General features: G+C 61.7%; 12 protein-coding genes. All 12 read right to left on the bottom strand.

Features of this window, described 5'->3' with window-relative positions:
* Positions 1-53: 53 nt before the first annotated feature.
* Entirely contained in the window at positions 54-1,043 is a 990-nt protein-coding gene (locus WJU23_RS14085; RefSeq protein WP_346333228.1) for a type VI secretion system ImpA family N-terminal domain-containing protein, read from the bottom strand.
* A 32-nt stretch (positions 1,044-1,075) separates the two neighbouring features.
* Positions 1,076-2,098 (bottom strand): hypothetical protein, encoded by a 1,023-nt coding sequence (locus tag WJU23_RS14080; RefSeq protein WP_346333227.1) that lies wholly within the window; start codon positions 2,096-2,098, stop codon positions 1,076-1,078.
* Between the two features lie 7 nt (positions 2,099-2,105).
* Positions 2,106-5,714: a type VI secretion protein IcmF/TssM N-terminal domain-containing protein gene (locus WJU23_RS14075; RefSeq protein ID WP_346333226.1), complete on the bottom strand. Its 3,609-nt coding sequence runs from the start codon at positions 5,712-5,714 to the stop codon at positions 2,106-2,108.
* A gap of 21 nt (positions 5,715-5,735) precedes the next feature.
* Positions 5,736-6,458 carry a DotU family type IV/VI secretion system protein gene (locus WJU23_RS14070; RefSeq protein WP_346333225.1) on the bottom strand — a complete coding sequence of 241 codons (723 nt, stop codon included), beginning with the start codon at positions 6,456-6,458 and terminating at the stop codon, positions 5,736-5,738.
* Between the two features lie 18 nt (positions 6,459-6,476).
* Positions 6,477-7,871, bottom strand: a complete 1,395-nt coding sequence (tssK, locus tag WJU23_RS14065; protein WP_346333224.1) for a type VI secretion system baseplate subunit TssK — start codon at positions 7,869-7,871, stop codon at positions 6,477-6,479.
* Between the two features lie 21 nt (positions 7,872-7,892).
* The gene (locus tag WJU23_RS14060) at positions 7,893-8,678 is read right to left on the bottom strand and encodes a hypothetical protein (RefSeq protein WP_346333223.1); all 786 of its coding nucleotides are present in this window, start codon (positions 8,676-8,678) and stop codon (positions 7,893-7,895) included.
* A 23-nt stretch (positions 8,679-8,701) separates the two neighbouring features.
* Positions 8,702-10,672, bottom strand: coding sequence for an STAS domain-containing protein (locus WJU23_RS14055; RefSeq protein WP_346333222.1), 1,971 nt, complete (start codon positions 10,670-10,672; stop codon positions 8,702-8,704).
* A gap of 113 nt (positions 10,673-10,785) precedes the next feature.
* Positions 10,786-11,712 (bottom strand): hypothetical protein, encoded by a 927-nt coding sequence (locus WJU23_RS14050; protein WP_346333221.1) that lies wholly within the window; start codon positions 11,710-11,712, stop codon positions 10,786-10,788.
* 16 nt (positions 11,713-11,728) lie between these two features.
* On the bottom strand, positions 11,729-13,273 hold the full coding sequence (locus WJU23_RS14045; protein WP_346333220.1) for a hypothetical protein: 1,545 nt from the start codon (positions 13,271-13,273) through the stop codon (positions 11,729-11,731).
* Positions 13,274-13,279: 6 nt separating this feature from the next.
* On the bottom strand, positions 13,280-13,639 hold the full coding sequence (locus tag WJU23_RS14040; protein WP_346333219.1) for a hypothetical protein: 360 nt from the start codon (positions 13,637-13,639) through the stop codon (positions 13,280-13,282).
* A 13-nt stretch (positions 13,640-13,652) separates the two neighbouring features.
* Positions 13,653-14,252 carry a DUF4123 domain-containing protein gene (locus WJU23_RS14035; protein WP_346333218.1) on the bottom strand — a complete coding sequence of 200 codons (600 nt, stop codon included), beginning with the start codon at positions 14,250-14,252 and terminating at the stop codon, positions 13,653-13,655.
* Positions 14,253-14,299: 47 nt separating this feature from the next.
* Complete coding sequence (gene tssI / locus WJU23_RS14030) at positions 14,300-16,405, bottom strand: type VI secretion system tip protein TssI/VgrG (RefSeq protein ID WP_346333217.1); 2,106 nt, start codon at positions 16,403-16,405, stop codon at positions 14,300-14,302.
* Positions 16,406-16,554 lie beyond the last annotated feature (149 nt).

Here is a 16,554-nt window from a genome sequence, read left to right as displayed (position 1 = left end):
TTTATAATGAAAGGGTTTAGTGGACTGATGGGTGACGGTCAAGTTTTTTTGTTTTACTCAGAAGTTGCAGATGGTTTGAGAATTAACTCAGCCTGATCCTTGGTGACGGCGAGTTCATCAATGAGTTCCATAAAGTTTTTCCCAATGCAGAACTTCGCCCGGTTAAGAAGAAACGGTACCGGGCTTGATGGCTCCGTTGTTTCAAAGAAGCGGATCACCTGGTCCAGCATCGCGATGGCGGACGTCCGGGTCATGGCCCCTGGCCTGCTGGCTGCCACCACTGGACCGCCGCTTTCTGCCGCTACGGGATGCTCCTCACTGCCTGGGTCCTCGGCTTCTGCCCCGGAGCTGTAAGATTCAATGATCTGCATGCTCCGCGCCAGCATGGTGCGCATCTCGGAAAGGTCAATGCTGTCATCCGTCCCATACCGGTTGTCGAAACAGTTTTCGATGGCCTTCGCATGCTCCAGCGCCTCATCAATGGCGACCAGGTTGGCTCCGCGCTTTTCTGGGGAAAGTTTGGAGAACATAGCCGTGGCCAGACGCGAGAGGCGGGAGTCCGTCGGTTCCTCGCCAGGACCTTCCCAGCCGCTCAAAAATTCACCAAAATCGAAGTCATCTCCGGGGTCCTTCGGGGCATACACAGCCCCCAGGATGGCTTTCATCAGCACCTGCTCGCGGTTGAGGGACTGGAGCAGAGGCTGGCGGTCATAGATTGGATGCAGGCTGTCCCAGTACCGCTCCGTCCATTCACGGATCAGGCGGAGCCCGTCCCGCAGCCCAAAAAAACCTTCCGTCACACAGCCTCCCTCAGTCAGGATGGCCGCCACGCGCAGGTTCTTGCCACGCTTGCTGAGTTCCAGGCCCTTTTTCTGGATCTGCTGCCACTTCGGTTTCAGACGCTGGCCATCCTTGGGGTCAATCTCCCCCTCCACCATGCTTTCCAGGTTTCCCGCCTCGTAGCTTAGCTGGTGGTCATCATCGAAGTCCACCCCGCTGGGTGCCTCTTCGGAGATGGGTTGAATCAGATCTTCAATTTCCATACGCTTTTTTCAGGCTGAATGCACCCCTAAGCTCAGGGTTTAAACCATGAGCGCAATCCATTGCAAACCTTATTTAGCAACGAAGGTGATTCTTGAGTGTTTTTCAGGGGCTCAAAGAGACTGGATTCACTGAACCACCTTATCAGGATGCCTTGGGCTTCCGCCTTGAGTTCCGGCGTGTAATTAAAGGGAACGGTGCAAGTCTGCGGCTGGCTGCTCTCCGGGGCAAACAGTGAACCAAGGATACGGAAGTGGGGCGGGCAGAGCGCAAGATCAGCAAAGGCCTGCCGGGGCCTCCACACCACCGTCGTGCCCGCCGGAGGCTGAAAGAGGTGCTTCACCAGAGACTGCCACAGGGTGGCCGACTGCCAGGGTCCCCCCAGGTGCAGCGGCACACGGGCTGAGCCGGCACTGGCCCCCGCCGGGGACAGCGCATGGCAGATCCGCCACAGACCCTCCTTCTCCTGGCCCAGCGGCAGGCCCTGCAGCCAGGCTTCACGGGCGGAGGGGCCGGGCGGGCTGGCCGCTGGCGTGGATAGCAGCTCCAGCACCTGCGCCTGCGCCTGGTTGTGGACCTGCCGCAGCGCGGCAAGGTCCCGGGCTCCCGCCGCAGCAGTCAGCGCCGTCTCCAGCAGCTGGCCGATGTCGGCGATGCGGTTCAATGAACTGAAATCACTCCCGTGCAGCGCCAGGACCAGTGGGAACTGCTTCCGGCCCGCCGCATCGGAGGACTGCTGGAAGCGCACGGCCATCCAGCCCTTGCGGCCCAGGCTCAGCAGGCAGTGGTCATAGGGCGGCGCGTCCGCAGCCGGCAGGTCCTTCAGCCACGTCTGCCGGTTCAGACATTCCGTGATCCCTTCCAGATAAAACGCCTGCTTGAAGGCCACCAGGGAGGAGGTGGACAGGCCCATGTCCTCCAGATGGTCCGCTGCCGCCGGATGCTTGCCAAAGAGGGCCAGCTTCCCCGGCGCGCCTAACAAAGAGTCTTCCAAAAAGGGCGGCATGGGCCGCGCCATCATGGTGGTCCTCGGGATGGTGGTCGTGGGCGTCGCCATAGTCAGGTCATCGGCTTGGAGGTTCGGCTGGCAGATCCAGGTCGCTGCGCTTCGGCCACTGGCCGGCGGGCAGGCTGGGGGAGGAGGTGATGCTGAAACTTTTCCCGGAATTCTGAATTGGAAACCGGTTCCTTCCGCTGGTGGCCACCTCCCTCAGCAGGGACCATTTGGACTCCGGGCTGCTGTAATAATAGGACTTCTCGTTGACCGGCGCCGGCGCGGAATACCGCAGAATGATTTTGACAGGCTCAATCCCCTTATAGGGCACCGGCTTGTTGTCCCCTGTCGGCGGGCCGTCCACCATGTCCCTGCCGCCGATGGAGATCCTCATGTTGAGGCAGCCGTCCTGAATCTCCTTGGGGATGGGGACGGGGGGCGGGGCTCCCGGCGTGCCAAACCCCGCTGCAGGGTCGGGGACTGGCTCTTGGACCGTTTTCTTCACGGCCGGTGCGACGGCGTCCATTTCAATGCTCAGGCTGCCGCTTTTCATGGCCTGCTTGATTCGAAAAACCGCGGACAGCTTCTCCATCAGCCGGTCCAGCTCCTGCTTTTCCGCACATTGGTACAGGCCGTCAGACAGCGTCTGCATGTCATTCCTGTCCTTTTCCACCTTGGCCAGGTTTTCGCATTCCGATTCGAACTGGAAGTAGTCATCGTAACCGGTGCTGCAGAGCACGAGGGGAAACTTCAGTTTCGGGTTCAGATAAGTCAGCAGGGACTGGCGGTAGTTCTTGAAGACGGTGGCGATGAGGGGCGTGCCGCGAAACTTCTTCAGGTAGGCTTCGATTTTGGAGGCCTCTGTCTCGGGTGCGGGTTCTGCCGCAGGGGCCGCAGAGCCTTGCTGTTCGCGCACTACTGCCGCAGCCGCCTGGAGCTTCTGGGACAGGTTGCCGATCATGTTGTCCATGGAAAGGTTGGCATCAATGGCCTGGATGGGCATGAAGCTTTTTTCATATTCCACCAGCCGCTTCCTTGCTTCTTCCCACGCGCTGTCGCCTTCATCGGCATTCGTGCTCGCCGTGGCGCTTCCCTGCTTCTGCTTTTTCGCTGCTGCGGCTGCATGGATCAGCCCGTCAGGGGCGTCATCGTCCAGGGCATCCGCTGCCGTCAGGATGTTTTTGGCGGTGTTGGTCACCAGATCCATGCTGAGCGCTGAGCGGGGGCTCGAACCGTCGTTCTTGATGGCTTTTTCATAGTTGGCCACCGCGTCCCGGAAAGGTTGCAGGCCGTCCATTTCCACCACCACCCGCGGCCCGGCAGGCTTCTCTTCCGCCAGGCGCAGAATGGCTTTCTCAGCCTCCGTGATGCGCTCCACGGCACGCCTTTTTTCCGCCAGCTTTTCAGCCTTTTGCTGCTCGTTGCTTTCAGCTTCCTGCCGCGTGTTGCCAAAGATGAAATCAGCAGCTTTCGCCAGGGCGGATTCTTCCAGCGGCAGGCCGTCCACCGCAGCCTCGCTCATCCAGCCACGGCTGCGCAGGTCCAGCTCCTGGCTGTACACGCTCTGAGCCATGGCCACCAGATCCTTGACGATCGGCAGCGGGGCGGAAGCCGTCGCAGAAGGGGCTGCCGTAGCCCCGGTTTCAGCAGAAACAGCGGCAGCCACCCCGCCAGGGGGCGCAGGATCCAGGATGTAAGCCAGCAGATCGGTAAAGAATGCCTCCCAGGTCTTTTTATCCGGCGCGGGTGCAGCTTTCCCGCCCACCCAGGCCTCCAGCAAAAGCAGCTGCGCATAGGCTTTCGCCATGCGCGTCTGCGTGGCATCCGAGGTTGTCGCGCCGATGGCCGTATCCCACAGGATGCGCTCGCGGGCGGCATCCAGCACCGGCTTCATGATGCTGCCTTCCGCCAGCGTCAGGAAGGCCTGGCGGCGACGGCTCAGGAAGTCGTTCCACTCACCCACCGGGCTGAAGACCCAGGACAGGCTGATGGGTTCGTTGACACGCTTTTGGATCTCTTCCAGCAGCCCCAGATTGGAGGTGTTGCCTTTCACCGTGCGGTCCGCTGTCCAGGTCCAGGCAGGGCGGTCCTTGCTCGCCTCAGAGTGCTCATTGCTCCGGGTCAGCACCGGCAGGAAGGTGCCGTTGTTCCACGTGCCGTTGGCATCCGCCCACAGCTGCTGGTCGCGGTTCAGCTGCTCCTCAATCCGGTTCTTCACGATCCAGGCCAGGCCCAGCGCCAGCAGCAGCAGGGCGGCCGTGGCTCCGTAAAAAGTCGTCAGGCGTTTGCGCAGGTGCGCGCCGATATCGAAGAGGCGTGTGACCAGCCCGCTTTCCTGGAAGATTTTTTCCATGAACAGGTCCCGCAAAAACACGGATTTTTCACGGGCGAAGAAGCCTCCCGGCGGAAGCTGGTTCACCGACATGCCCAGGGCCTGGGCCAGCTGCTGGTCCAGCTGCGCGCCTTCCCGCAGCGCACTGGTGAAGTACAGGCCGCGAAAGAACGGCGGCTTGGTGGCCCATGTGCCGGTCTGAAAAATGATGTCCAGGTATAACCGCAAGCGTGGCGAAAGGCTGCGCAGCACCTGGGGAAAGGAATACAGCGCATCCACCTCGTCCAGCCGGCGTGCGGATGGGTTGGGGGAGATCGGGTCCGCAAGCAGGGCCAGCGCCCGCCCCTGCAGGCGGTGGGCAATCGCGTCCACGGCCTCATAGATGCGCTCCGGGGCAAAGGGCTGCCCCAGGGGGTCCGGATTCGACCAGCCCGTCATCTGCCGCTCAAACCCGGCCTGTCCCTCCGCGTCAAAAAACTCCCGGAAGCCCGGCAGCCGGTCGCTCTTGCTGATCATCAGGTAGATCGGGAAGCGGACATCCAGCGCCTTTTGAATCATGCCCAGCTGGGAGGCGATCGTGCGTGCCTTCTGTTCCGCCACATGCGGCGGATCTGCCAGCAGGCTGTCCGTGGGGATGGTCAGGATCATCCCGTTGATCGGGCAGGCGGGACGGTGCTCGCGCAGAAGGTTCAGAAATTCCTCAAAGCGGGCTGCCGCCTCCGGCTGCATCAGGATGGCCCCCGCCGTGTCCAGAATGATGGCCTGGTTGGTAAACCACCAGTGCATCGAGTAGGTGCCCCCGGTACCCTGGAGCTTGTCCTGCAGCGCATCCGGAAAGCGCAGCTCACTGCGGCGGATCGCCTCTGTCTTGCCGCTGCCCGGCTCACCCACGATCACGTACCAGGGCAGGGAATAGATGTCCTTGCCGTAATCCTTGAAGGCCTGGATGCCCTTTTGGAAATTGCTCCGCATGTCATCCAGCCGGGCGATTTCCGCCGGGTCGTTGACGGAGCCGTCCCAGCCCGCGGCAGAGCCGCGCAGCGCGGATTCAAATCCCTCCCCCTGCTCCTCATGCTCGCGCTTGGCCTTGCGGGCGCGGAAGCCCATCACCACCATGCCGATGACGGTCATGACGGAGATGGCGATGATGGACCACAGGGTCCCCTGCCCGTTGCCCCACTTGTCCCCGGCAAAGTAGGCCAGGCCCGTGACAGAGCCGGCCATGATCAGGCTGTAGAGGGAGGTCACCGGCCCCGGCAGCGCATTGTAACCCCAGTTTTTGGCATGGCTGGAGGTGTAAACCTCCATCTGCGGTCGCGGGGCGGAGGGTCTGGTAAACTTCGGCATGGGAGTGCAGGAAAAACCGGGTTACTTTTTCAGCAGAAGCGCAGCCCCCTGGTGGGACTCGTTGATTTCACGCAGGTGGATCTGGTTATCCAGTTTCTCCACCAGCCCCTTGGCCAGAAAGGCATAGATCGGCAGGCCCGCCAGCAGCAGGCTGATGATGCCGGCAAACAGGATGGAACTGCGCAGCTCCGGCGGGCGGACGAAATCACGGGTGTCCGTATGCTGGTAGGCCTGCGGCATCAGCTTCTCCACCGTGCTCTCCACCAGCCAGGGGCGGATGGCGGCGGTGATCCGGCGCACATAGTTTCGCAAGCGCTCCGGATCGTTGAAAAAATAGCCCTGAAACCCCAGGCCCAGGCAGACATAATACACCAGCAGCCTTTCCGCCAGCGCCTTGGAGGGCGGCTGCTGCAGCTCCTTGTCCAGATGGTTGGTGAAGAAGGCTTCATCTCCCGCCAGCCCGTCTTTGGCATAGCCCAGCCGCTCGGTATTCCAGCGTTTCGCAAAGGACAGCCTCGGATTCTGGGCGATGACGTCATCCACAAAATAATTCACCGGCGTCTTCAGCTGCCTCACATGATCCTGGAGTGAGAGGTCGTCATTGGCCTTCTGGTCAATCGCGCTCAGCAGCGCCATGATCTTGCCCCGCACATCCCCATAGGACAGCGGGGCGCCGCTGCGGGCCAGACGGTTCACCTGGCAGAGGTATTGCAGCAGGGGGTCGTAGAGCAGGAGGGCTTTCATAAGCGGCGGGCGGGAGACTTAGCCGATGGGATTGGGTACCGTGGCGTACAGCGTCAGCTTGTACTTGGAGTGGTCGGCCGCATCGAAGTGGATGATGCCCTGGGGCTCCCGCATGAAGTGCTCCCAGATGCGCCCGCTTTCGTCCACGTTGACCCGGTAAAAATACTGCTTGGCCTTCACCGGCAGCTCCAGCGGCGGGTGCCTCTCCTCCTTGAGCATCAGCCCGCGGATGGCGCGCAGACCATAGCTCGCCGGCATCAGCTTGAAGCGGTCCCTGTCCTCCACCAGGCGCACCAGCGTGGCAGGATCCAGCGGCGTTTCGACAGAAAGATAATAGCCGGTGACCTCCTTGAAGAACTCTGGGTTCAGATCCCCCACAAAGACCCCGTCATCCAGCTGGAATTCGATCTTGCGGTAACGCGGCCCCGAGATCCCGCCCAGGAAGGAGCGGATCTTCACATCCAGATCCGCAAAGGGCGGATACGGATTGTCGTGGTCGTAGGGCAGCGGCTCCAGCACCCCTTTCCCGGGATAAAGGGAGGTCAGCTCAGCCAGCAGGTCTTTCAGTGCCAGATACAGGTCAAAGAGCGGCACCCGCCCGGCGCACCCCGCCACATTCGGGGAATCATCCAGCAGCGAGGGCAGCAGCGAGGCTGAGCGGCTCAGGCAGCGCAGGCGGCTCAGGTGCTCGTATTGGGAGCCTTGCAGGGAGCGCAGGTCCAGCGGGGTATTGGCCAGTTGCGTCGCCAGTTGCTCACGCGTGGCGCACACCTGGCTCGTCAGGTCCTTCACCAGCTGGTAAAGCACCGGCGCGCCATTCAGCAGCAGGGTGGGCGGGACAAAATAAGGGTCAGGCCGCGGCAGCCCGGCAGCATCGTCGGAGACCTGCCTCACCACCTTCACCAGCGGAATGTATTCGACATCGGAGCGGCGCTCGTCATCAAACATCAGCATGCCATTCAGCTTGCGCAGCTGCATCGGCTGCGCATTGAGGCCGGTGTTTTCATCCGGAACGGGCACCTCGGCCACCTGGTAGATGAGTTTCTGGCCGGGCTTCGCCTTGCCCAGATCAATGGTGTTTTCTCCGGATGCCTGCCAGAGCGGCAGCGCCAGACCCACCGTGAAACCGCCCGCGCGGTCGCGGAAAGCCTCACGGATGTCCAGGGTCGGCAGCACCGCATCCTGAGGGAAGCGGAAGAGAGTGCCGCTGGGCATGGCCACCGTCAGTTTGTCAAAACGGATGCGGTTGTCCGCCAGGTCATCTTTGGCCAGCCGGGCCTCGATCACCCCGTATGAAAACGGCATGGACAGCCGGCGCTCCCCCCAGATCCCTGTGAAGACAGAGCGCTGCAGGGTCTGCAGGTGGTGCGGCTGAAGAAAGAGCCCTTCGTGCCAGTGAACTTGGATGGACATAGTGAATGGTGGGAAGCAGGGTCAGCTCCGGTGCACAGCATGGAAAAAAGCCTCGGCGGCCGTGACGATGTGCTGCTGCAGGCGGTGTTCGATCTCGTTGGGAGTGAGGGAATTGCTCAGCTGCTTGTAGCGCGCCCACATTTCCTCCGCCGTTGGCACGCGGCCACGGGCCTTGCGCAGCTCGCGCTGGATGTTTTCCGGATCTATGAACTGGGAGCATTCTCGCGCGAAGACCTGGCTCCCCTGGCCCAGACCGCTGAGGATGGCCACCAGCAGCCGGGCTGCCGTTTGCTGGTCGCGCAGGGCCAGGGTCAGCTCGGCGCCGGGATGCCCGTCCAGGCTGTTGCGCAGATGGTGGACCAGCGGCTGGCGTGAGGCGGCGGAAGGTTGCAGCCGGGCACTGCGGGACAGCTCCCGCCAGGCTGGCCAGACGGTGGAAAGCAGATCTCCCAGCAGGCTCACCTGGCCGGCAAGCTCCACCAGCAGGCCCAGCACATCCAGCAGGTCCAGCGGGCCGTTGTAGCGGGCCTCATGCATCTTCAGCCGGGTGCGCAGCACTTCCATTTTCAGCTCCGCCAGGTCCTCGCTCCCGGGCGGCAGTTTGACAAAGGCTTCCACGGGGGATGTCTGGGCCTTGGGCGGCGTGATGACTCCGCCTTCGATCAGCTCCGCCATGCAGACTTCCCGGGCACTGTCCGTCATCCCCGCCCACTTTTCCCCCAGCATCCGCGCCAGGCGGATCGGGTGGATTTCCTCCTCAGAATCTGCGGAATCAGAGGGAGAGGCTGTAGCAGGGCGTGGCGGCATGGAGATTCTCAGGGGCTTGGGTATCAACGGCCACCATGGCGGGCATTGAAATCCTCTTTGAATTTTTCTGCGACCGATTCCAGCTCAGGGGAAAGATGGATGATTCCTGCAAAGACTTCCACCGCCTGGTTGCCGAGCTGGTCCTCGGAAATAATATCCGTGGGGCCGTAGTCCCCGCAGAGGTCTGCCCCCCTTCCCAGCACATTGCGCAGCATGTCGTTGACCGTGCTCGCACGGCCCCGGCTCAGTCGGATGTTCAGCGCCGGCGGCCCTGTCGGGGAGGCATAGCCCACCACCAGGATCTGGCAGTCCGGATCTTCCAGAAGTGCGCGGTTGGCCTCGTTGTCCATCGCCTCTTTCAAGACCCGCTTCTCTCTTTCCAGGAGAGTGGTCTTGCCTGTGGGAAACGTCACCCGCGCGATCAGTTTGGCGTCCGTCAGCAGCTCGACCATCTGGCGGAGCTGTAGCTTTTCAGCAAAAGAGAAATGGTCGTTGGCCTTCTCGATGCGCTCCAGCAGGAAGATGCGCATGGCATCATCCAGCTTGGCTTTCTCAGCCCTTTCTGCCTCAGAGAGCAAGGCAGCTGCGGAAGGCGGTGTCTCCGCCGTCAGTGGCATGGCCGGGGACGCGACAGTTCCGGGGGGGGCATCCGGCGCAGGCGCGGCCACCACCGGATCCACCGGCTGCGGTGGCGGTGGCGGAGGTTCCACTTCAATCTGAAGACTGCGGGTTTCCGGCTCGCCCTTTTTCGGTTGGGCCGTGAATTCGAGTTTGAATTTGCCTGGTGTCGCAGGGGTCCCGGCCAGCACCCACTTTTCCGCATCCTTCGCGTTCGCCTGGATCACCAGCCCTTCAGCCATGTCCGATGTGGAGCTGAAGGTCACCGATTTGGCCCCGGTGATGATGGGCTGGTAGGAAATGGGCGTTCCCACTTTCAGCATGGCAGGCGTCTGGGAGAGCTGCCACTCCATGGGTTTGGGCAGGATTTCAATGGAGAGGCTCACCGGCTCTGCACGGCGGGTGCTGCCTTTTTCTTTGGCGGCGGTGAGCTGTACATCCATGCTTTCAGCTCCTGGCTTCGCGACGCCATAGATCGAATAGATTCTCTTGTCACCCGGTTCATCAGGAAAGGTTTCCTCCACCAGATTCATGCCTGTGGGCAGGGTAATCGTATCCATGTCCAGCTCCCCGTTCGTCACCGTGATCTCAACGGTGCGCGGCTCTTTGCCTTCCTGCACTTCAATGGCCGATTCAGAGACCTCAATGAGCGGAACTTTAAGGTAGTCATTGAGCCACAGACCACCGCCCGTCAGCAGCAGCAGAAGCACCGCCACGCCGATGAACAGCGGGAGCTTGGATTTTTTGCCGTTGCCGCCTTCCGGGGTTTTGTTTTTGCCCTTTTGGGTCCCGTCTTCAAACTGGGACCAGGGATCGTCTTTGTCATCCGCAGCCGGGGTATCCCATGAAGCGGCGCCCGAATAGGCGGGCGGCACCGGGTTGTCCGGCATCGTCTGGCTCCAGGGATCCGCTTCCGGTGTGCCAAAACTCTGCCCGTAGGGATCGTCCATGGCAGAAGCAGGCGGCTCCGGCTGGAAGGCAGGCGGCTCCGGATAATCATCATAACCGGAAGTCTCCGCAGCACCGCCGGCCGGCTCACTGCTCACCCCCAGCGCCTGGAAGGCGGCGGGGACGGATGGGCGGGATTCAAAGGTGTTTTCACAATGATTCTCCACGATCAGCGCCCAGGCCTCCGGGGACATCCCGGCCAGCACCAGCCGGCCATTGCCCACCTGCGACCAGCGGTGCAGCGCCAGCAGGTGCTTGAATCCGGCCACATCCATGGTGGAAACCAGCGTGCAGTCCAGAATGATGCTGGCACCTTTTTCCACGGAAGCCTTGATCCCCGTCACAAGATCAACACCTGAAGAATTGTCCAGGGCACCGCTGAGCGCGGCAACATGTATTCCATTCACTGATTGTAGCGCCAGGGGCATAGGCTGGAAGTATAGGTATCAGCCTCCTAGGGAGTCAAGCCAGGAAGACAGGGATATGCAAAGTATGTGATGAATGCGTTTTGCGGATTTCATGGGGTGGGTTTGCCTTCGGTTCAGCGGACCAGGATCCATTCTCCATTAAACATCCACCATGCATCCACCACGGCGGCGAGTCCTTCCTTCTCATTCACCAGCACCAGCGGGCTCTCTGCCGTGGCCTCATCCAGCAGCCGCGCCAGCCTGCCCTGGCTGGCCAGCTCCAGTTTTAACCCTCCCGCCGGCAGCGGTTGCAGGCTCCAGTCTTTCTGGCCCAGCAGGTGGGTGAAACCCAGAGCGTCATCCGCCTCTGCCGCTGATTGCAGATAGTAGGCAGATTCCAGGGCCGCACGGCGCACCTTGATAAAATCTTCGTGTCCGCCCTGCTTCAGCCGCTCATGGAAAGCCCGCAGCAGCCCATGCAGGGCAAAGTGGGTCCGCTGGTCATCCGGCAGCATCTGGCCCCGCCCCCACGGGCAGACAGGCCAGGGTGGCGGCAGCATCAGGGTGGACGTGATGCGCACAGATTGGTTGCGCAGTTTATGCGGACTGCCGATGCGCCATGTCAGCTCCTCCGCCTGGCCCGGCAGGGCCAGCAGCGGCGCATCATCGTCATCTTCTTCCGCTTCCCTGGTGGCGCTGTCCTCATGCAGATCCCCATGAGCCTCATGTCCCGGCGGCAGCGGCGGGTCCGGGCGCCAGCTCAATGTGCCGATGGCCACCAGATTGCGCACCACATCCCGGGCGAACTTGTGCTGAAGCACCACCTCCAGACGGGCATCGCGGCCAAAGCCTGCCCCGTCCTCCAGCGGGGAGACCAGCACCTGAATCTCATTGGCCCCCTGAAACAGCCATTCGTTCACCGGCAGGTGCACGCTCAGGGCCGAGCCGGTGACATCGCAAAACACCGGCACATCCCGGAGGCGTACCTCCACCATGCACTGGGCGGAACGTACCGCCAGGCTGAACACAGGCTGGTCCGAAGGGTGAAGGAGAACTTGCATGGGCTTTTTTCCAGGATCAGTCGCACCAGGGGATTTCGGCCGGTTGTCCAGGCTCGCCACCGCCTGGCCAGGCGCGTGCAGGTACCAGGGGGAGGCAGCCGGGCGGCTTGGCCCCGGCGGGCACCCAGCGGCGGAACCGGCAGCCGGGCCGCCATTTCTCCAGACCGGAGACGGAGCAGCCGGTGAAACTGAGCTGGGCCCGGCATTTTTTTTCCGCCGGCTCAGGAATGGGGGAATCTGCCGGGGGTTCACAGGCGGCGGTCATGCCCGCAGGTGCCGTGATGTCATCCACCCCGCCGCAGGTGGTCAGCAGTGTGTCATAGTCACGGATGGACCTTGCCTCCAGATGCAGGGAGATCCCGCCCGCTGCGCGCCCCAGGCTCTGGGTGGCGGCCATGGGTCGGCGTGCTTCCACCCCCGCCCGCAGGCTCACCTTTCCTTCCGCCACCAGCCACAGGCCCACCTCCTGGGTAATCTCCTCTATGCGCACCACATCCAGGCCCGCCAGCAGCGGTGCCAGCAGCGGCCTTTTGGCCGCATCTTCCAGCCAGGCGGGCAGCACGCTCATCTCCCCTTGCGCACCCATCACCGGATCCCCGCTCACCAGGGCCTTCAGGCTGTGTCCCAGCAGGCCGTTGCCTTCCTGCTCAAAGAGGGCGGACTCCAGTTGCAGGGAAAGCTGCGGCCACGGGGAGATGCCCAGCTCGCCATGCCGTTCCAGCCGCGGATTGTCCAGCCCCTGCTGCTTCACCCCCGGGCGCAGAGCCATAAGGGCCACAGCGGATTTGGCCAGCATCTCCAGGCAGTCGAACCACGGGCACAGCGCCTTCACCTGGTCACGGGTCTGAATCTTAAATTCTCTACCGTTGTAGTGGCAGGCCAGGTCGCCGCCAATCTTTACCTCAAATCCGGAACTGCTGCCGGGCCTCGCCTCCGTGCGCAGGGTTAGCCTGCCACGCCAGCGCACATCTGGAAAGGCTGCGACAGAGGCTTTCAGTTTGGAAGCCGGACAGCCGGGCACCGAAAGCGTCCAGACCTGCGCCGGCAGGCCGGCGGCCTTGAACGGGTGCAGGAGCGAAATCATGTCTTCGTTCAGCGGCTCCATCAGCCTGGCATCCAGGATGGCCGGCGCCTTCCAGCCCCATTGGTTGAAGGGTACATCCTGCTCGCCTCCGCCGATCCCGTCCACCTTCACCCGGTTGGGCCGTCCCGGGGGGCATTGGTTGGCCCCTTGCGCCGTGACCCCCACCTCCGCCACCTCCCGCCCTTCGCGCACAGAAAGCACCTGCAGCATCGGCGCTGGCACCTGGGCCGCCATCACCAGCATCTGCGAATTCTGCGGCGGCTTGTCAGGCGTCTCGTTAGGCAGCCGCGTTTTCAGCGGCAGCTCCAGGGAATAAGCCCGCTCGAAGGCCCGGCAGCTCACCACCAGGGACGTGCGTGAGCAGCAGCCCGGAGTCGGTGACTCGGCCGCCTGCACTGAGTCGCTGACCGGCTGCAGGCTGGAAAAGGACTTCTCCAGCTTTTCCGTGTTGAATTCAAAAGTCCAGGCATCCGCCATAAGACATCAAGCCTCCGTCTTGTTGAGCCCCTGTTTGGCCGCCAACACCAGTTGTTGAGCTTTCAGTGTACCCTCAACATTTTGCAACAAAATGCGTTCCGCCTCAGGATACTTGCCAGAGGAATGAAAATCCTCTCCAAAAGCCAGCCCCGTTTCAATGAACTGCACCACCGACGTCTCCGTGGTGATGCCATAGCCTTCTGCGGCGGAGACCTGGCGGCGGATCAGGGCTTCCATTTCCTGGGGCTGCATCGTTTCCACCCACTGCCGGTGGTTGGCCTTCAGGTAGGCGGTGACACGGCCCACAAAGGTGCTGCGCACCTTGTCGAGGAACATTTGAATCTGGTCTGGACGGATGTCAATCATGGGGGGCGGGCATTCAGGCAGGCTGGGTCACGCCGGGCAGCGGCTGGTCGGAGGTGAACTCGTCCAGCAGGATGCTGCGCCGGTCCACCATGCCGTTTTTAATGCGGTCCAGCAGCACGGCGGTGCCATCCTCGCTCTCACAGGCATAAGTGATGGGCAGGGGGAAAAGATGCTTCAGCTGGGCGCTGTCACAGGTGGTGGAAAAGGGTCTCCACACGCGTGGATCATAGAACCGGAAATAAACGATGCGTCCGTCCGGCAGGCGCACCTGGGCCAGGTCCCGCAGGTGGCCCAGCAGCGCATCCATATCGGTCCCTTGCGGGCAGCACAAAAAGATCCCCCAGTTCTTCCCCCAGCCATCTCCCGCCAGCCAGTCTGACAGGGTGGAATCTGGCAGCACGCGGGCCAGGTAGGCCGCACGTGTCACTTCCTCAGGCTCGTTGGAGGTCAGGGGCAGCAGCGGCACATGGTCGGCCTCCTCATCTTCCAGGTAATCCGGTAGCTGGCGTACGGTCGCCCCGTCCAGCAGGACGTAAAGGGACTTGGGATCTTCCTCGGGATCGGGTTTGAAGAGCGTCTTCCAGAGCTGTATTTTGGCGGAAGGGGAAAGCATGGGGCACAGAGGGAGGCTGATGAGGCGGGCGTTTCAGTGCGGCATGATTATTTGGAGTAGAAGGGGGATCCGCTTTGGGCAGCCAGGTCCTCCACGGTCTGTTTCTTCCACGTGCCCGGCTGGGAGGCGTGACCCATGCCCTTGGCTTTTTCCACCTTGCCAGCTTTGGAGTCGTCCGCCTTTTCCGCCGCTTTCGGTTTCTCGGGGGATTTTTTCGCCACGGATTTTTTGGAGCCCGCCGCTCCGCCGGAGTTGATGAGAACCATCGTGCCTTGAATGGTCACACCAGAGGGCCCGATGGCGATGAAGCCGCCCGCGCCTTTTAATGTGATCATCGGGGCCTCCACCACCACGCTCATGCCTGAGGCGATCGCGGTGGCCATTGCCGTGGTGATCTCCGTGTCTCCACCCGCCTCGATCCGCACATCGCTGCCGGCCGCCACCTGGAAGGATTTGCCAACAGAAGTGATGTCATCGCCACCGACAGTCACATGGTGGTCCTTGCCAATGCTTTCCTTGTGATGTCTGCCGATGGTCAGGCCGGCATCACGATCCACCTGCTCGGTGAGGTCATTGACCACCAGCAGGTGCTGGTCTTTGCCAGTGAATTCTTTGCGGATGTTTTTGACCCGCACGTCCATGTCCTTCTGGCCGTGGATGAAAACCTGTTCTGCGTCCTTGGCATCCTCAAGGCGGATTTCGTTGAAACCGCCGCCGCCCTTGCTGGAGTTGGATTTCCAGACGGAGCGCGTCTTGTCCGCCGGGAGATTGTACGGCGGGGTGTTCATCGCGTTGTAAACGCGGCCGGTGACCAGGGGCTGGTCGGGATCGCCGTTCAGGAATTCCACGATGACCTCCTGGCCCACGCGCGGGATGCTCAGGAACCCGTAGCTCCCGCCGGCGGACGGGTGGCTCACACGCACCCATTTGGAAGAGTTTTCATTCGCCTCGCTGCGGCGGTCCCAGAAGAAGTGCAGCTTCACGCGGCCGTGTTCGTCACAGTAGATTTCTTCGCCGGGAGGGCCGACGACGACCGCCGTCTGAGGGCCGCGGATCAGGGGCTTGGGAGACAGCCGTGCCGGCCTGAACACACTGGTGTCCGGAATGCAGGTGATGTGGCTTTCAAACTTGTCCCCGCTGCCGCCGCCGCCGCTGCCATAGGCATCCACGCTGATGGTCAGCACGGTGGATGTAATCAGGTATTTGCGTTCCTGGTCTTTGCGCTCCGCCCGTGTGAGCTGAAACTTGTAACCGCAGGACATGGCCCGTGCCGTGGTCATGGCATCAATGGATTCATGGCCTGCCTGGGCCTCCTCCAGGCGGATTTGGGACAGGCTGCTGCCGTCTTTCGTTTCCCGGAAAATGCCCGGATACTCGAAGTGCTCGAACTTGGCCGCCGCATGCTTCTTCTCTTTGGCCACCTTGGACCGGAGGTCCATTTGCGGCTTCATGAAGTTATAATCATTGGTGGCGAAGGCACCGGTGCTGACGGTTTTTTGCAGGCGGAGATCATACAGATAACCGTCCTCAAGCACGCCGGTGCGTGGCCGCCATTCGATCTTGGCGCGGTCAGGATGCTCTTTGTGCTTGGCCATGTCATCGGTGATGACCATGGTGTGCTTGCCGTTTTCGTGCTTCCACCAGTAGTACATCCCCTCATGCTCCATGAGCCGGCTCACAAAGTTGAGCGCAGTTTCGTTATACTGGACGCAGAACGGCTTGGGGCTGTAGCTGCCGGAAAGCTGAAACTCGTAATCTTCAAAGCCGAAGTCTGCGAACAGCTTTTCCAGGATCTGCCTCACCGTTTCCTTCTGGAAGGGCCGGCAGTCGCTGGCGCGGGAAAGGAACCACAGCCAGGGCACCATCTGCGCATGATAAACACCGGCATCCTCCTCGTATCCAAGGAAGGAAAGCGAGGCGATGTAGCCATTGAAATAGCGCATCTTGCCGTCCTCCTGCAGCAGGCGCACCGTCACGTTCAGTCCCACCAGCTTGTCAGGATCAATGTCCTGGGCCGGATCCAGAAGCACCAGATGATAGTCGAAGAGCCTGCCAAGTTCCTCACGTCCGCTCATGGACTTCAGGACGAGCTTGTCTGTCCCGAGCGGGGTGTCTATCGCCGCGTGGCGGTTCTTTCCAGTAGGGGAACTCATGGGCAAACGTGGAATAGCTACAATTCAGATAAATTCGCCAGCACAAAAATGCTAGGTGAAAAAACCTATAAACGTCAAGCAGACAAACAAAAAAGTGAGGGGTGCCTGCAACTTATCCCATACTGGTCTGAATTGAGTGGCGGTTCCTC

The sequence above is a fragment of the Prosthecobacter sp. SYSU 5D2 genome (assembly GCF_039655865.1).
GTDB lineage: Bacteria > Verrucomicrobiota > Verrucomicrobiia > Verrucomicrobiales > Verrucomicrobiaceae > Prosthecobacter.
The sequence above is the reverse complement of the archived record's forward strand: the minus strand, read 5'-3'. Positions and strand labels throughout refer to the sequence as shown.

What these genes read in the sequence shown, in the direction of transcription:
- WJU23_RS14085 (WP_346333228.1), bottom strand. Translation starts at nt 1,043, where the DNA reads ATGGAAATTGAAGATCTGATTCAACCCATCTCCGAAGAGGCACCCAGC.
- WJU23_RS14080 (WP_346333227.1), bottom strand. Translation starts at nt 2,098, where the DNA reads ATGGCGACGCCCACGACCACCATCCCGAGGACCACCATGATGGCGCGG.
- WJU23_RS14075 (WP_346333226.1), bottom strand. Translation starts at nt 5,714, where the DNA reads ATGCCGAAGTTTACCAGACCCTCCGCCCCGCGACCGCAGATGGAGGTT.
- WJU23_RS14070 (WP_346333225.1), bottom strand. Translation starts at nt 6,458, where the DNA reads ATGAAAGCCCTCCTGCTCTACGACCCCCTGCTGCAATACCTCTGCCAG.
- tssK (WP_346333224.1), bottom strand. Translation starts at nt 7,871, where the DNA reads ATGTCCATCCAAGTTCACTGGCACGAAGGGCTCTTTCTTCAGCCGCAC.
- WJU23_RS14060 (WP_346333223.1), bottom strand. Translation starts at nt 8,678, where the DNA reads ATGCCGCCACGCCCTGCTACAGCCTCTCCCTCTGATTCCGCAGATTCT.
- WJU23_RS14055 (WP_346333222.1), bottom strand. Translation starts at nt 10,672, where the DNA reads ATGCCCCTGGCGCTACAATCAGTGAATGGAATACATGTTGCCGCGCTC.
- WJU23_RS14050 (WP_346333221.1), bottom strand. Translation starts at nt 11,712, where the DNA reads ATGCAAGTTCTCCTTCACCCTTCGGACCAGCCTGTGTTCAGCCTGGCG.
- WJU23_RS14045 (WP_346333220.1), bottom strand. Translation starts at nt 13,273, where the DNA reads ATGGCGGATGCCTGGACTTTTGAATTCAACACGGAAAAGCTGGAGAAG.
- WJU23_RS14040 (WP_346333219.1), bottom strand. Translation starts at nt 13,639, where the DNA reads ATGATTGACATCCGTCCAGACCAGATTCAAATGTTCCTCGACAAGGTG.
- WJU23_RS14035 (WP_346333218.1), bottom strand. Translation starts at nt 14,252, where the DNA reads ATGCTTTCCCCTTCCGCCAAAATACAGCTCTGGAAGACGCTCTTCAAA.
- tssI (WP_346333217.1), bottom strand. Translation starts at nt 16,405, where the DNA reads ATGAGTTCCCCTACTGGAAAGAACCGCCACGCGGCGATAGACACCCCG.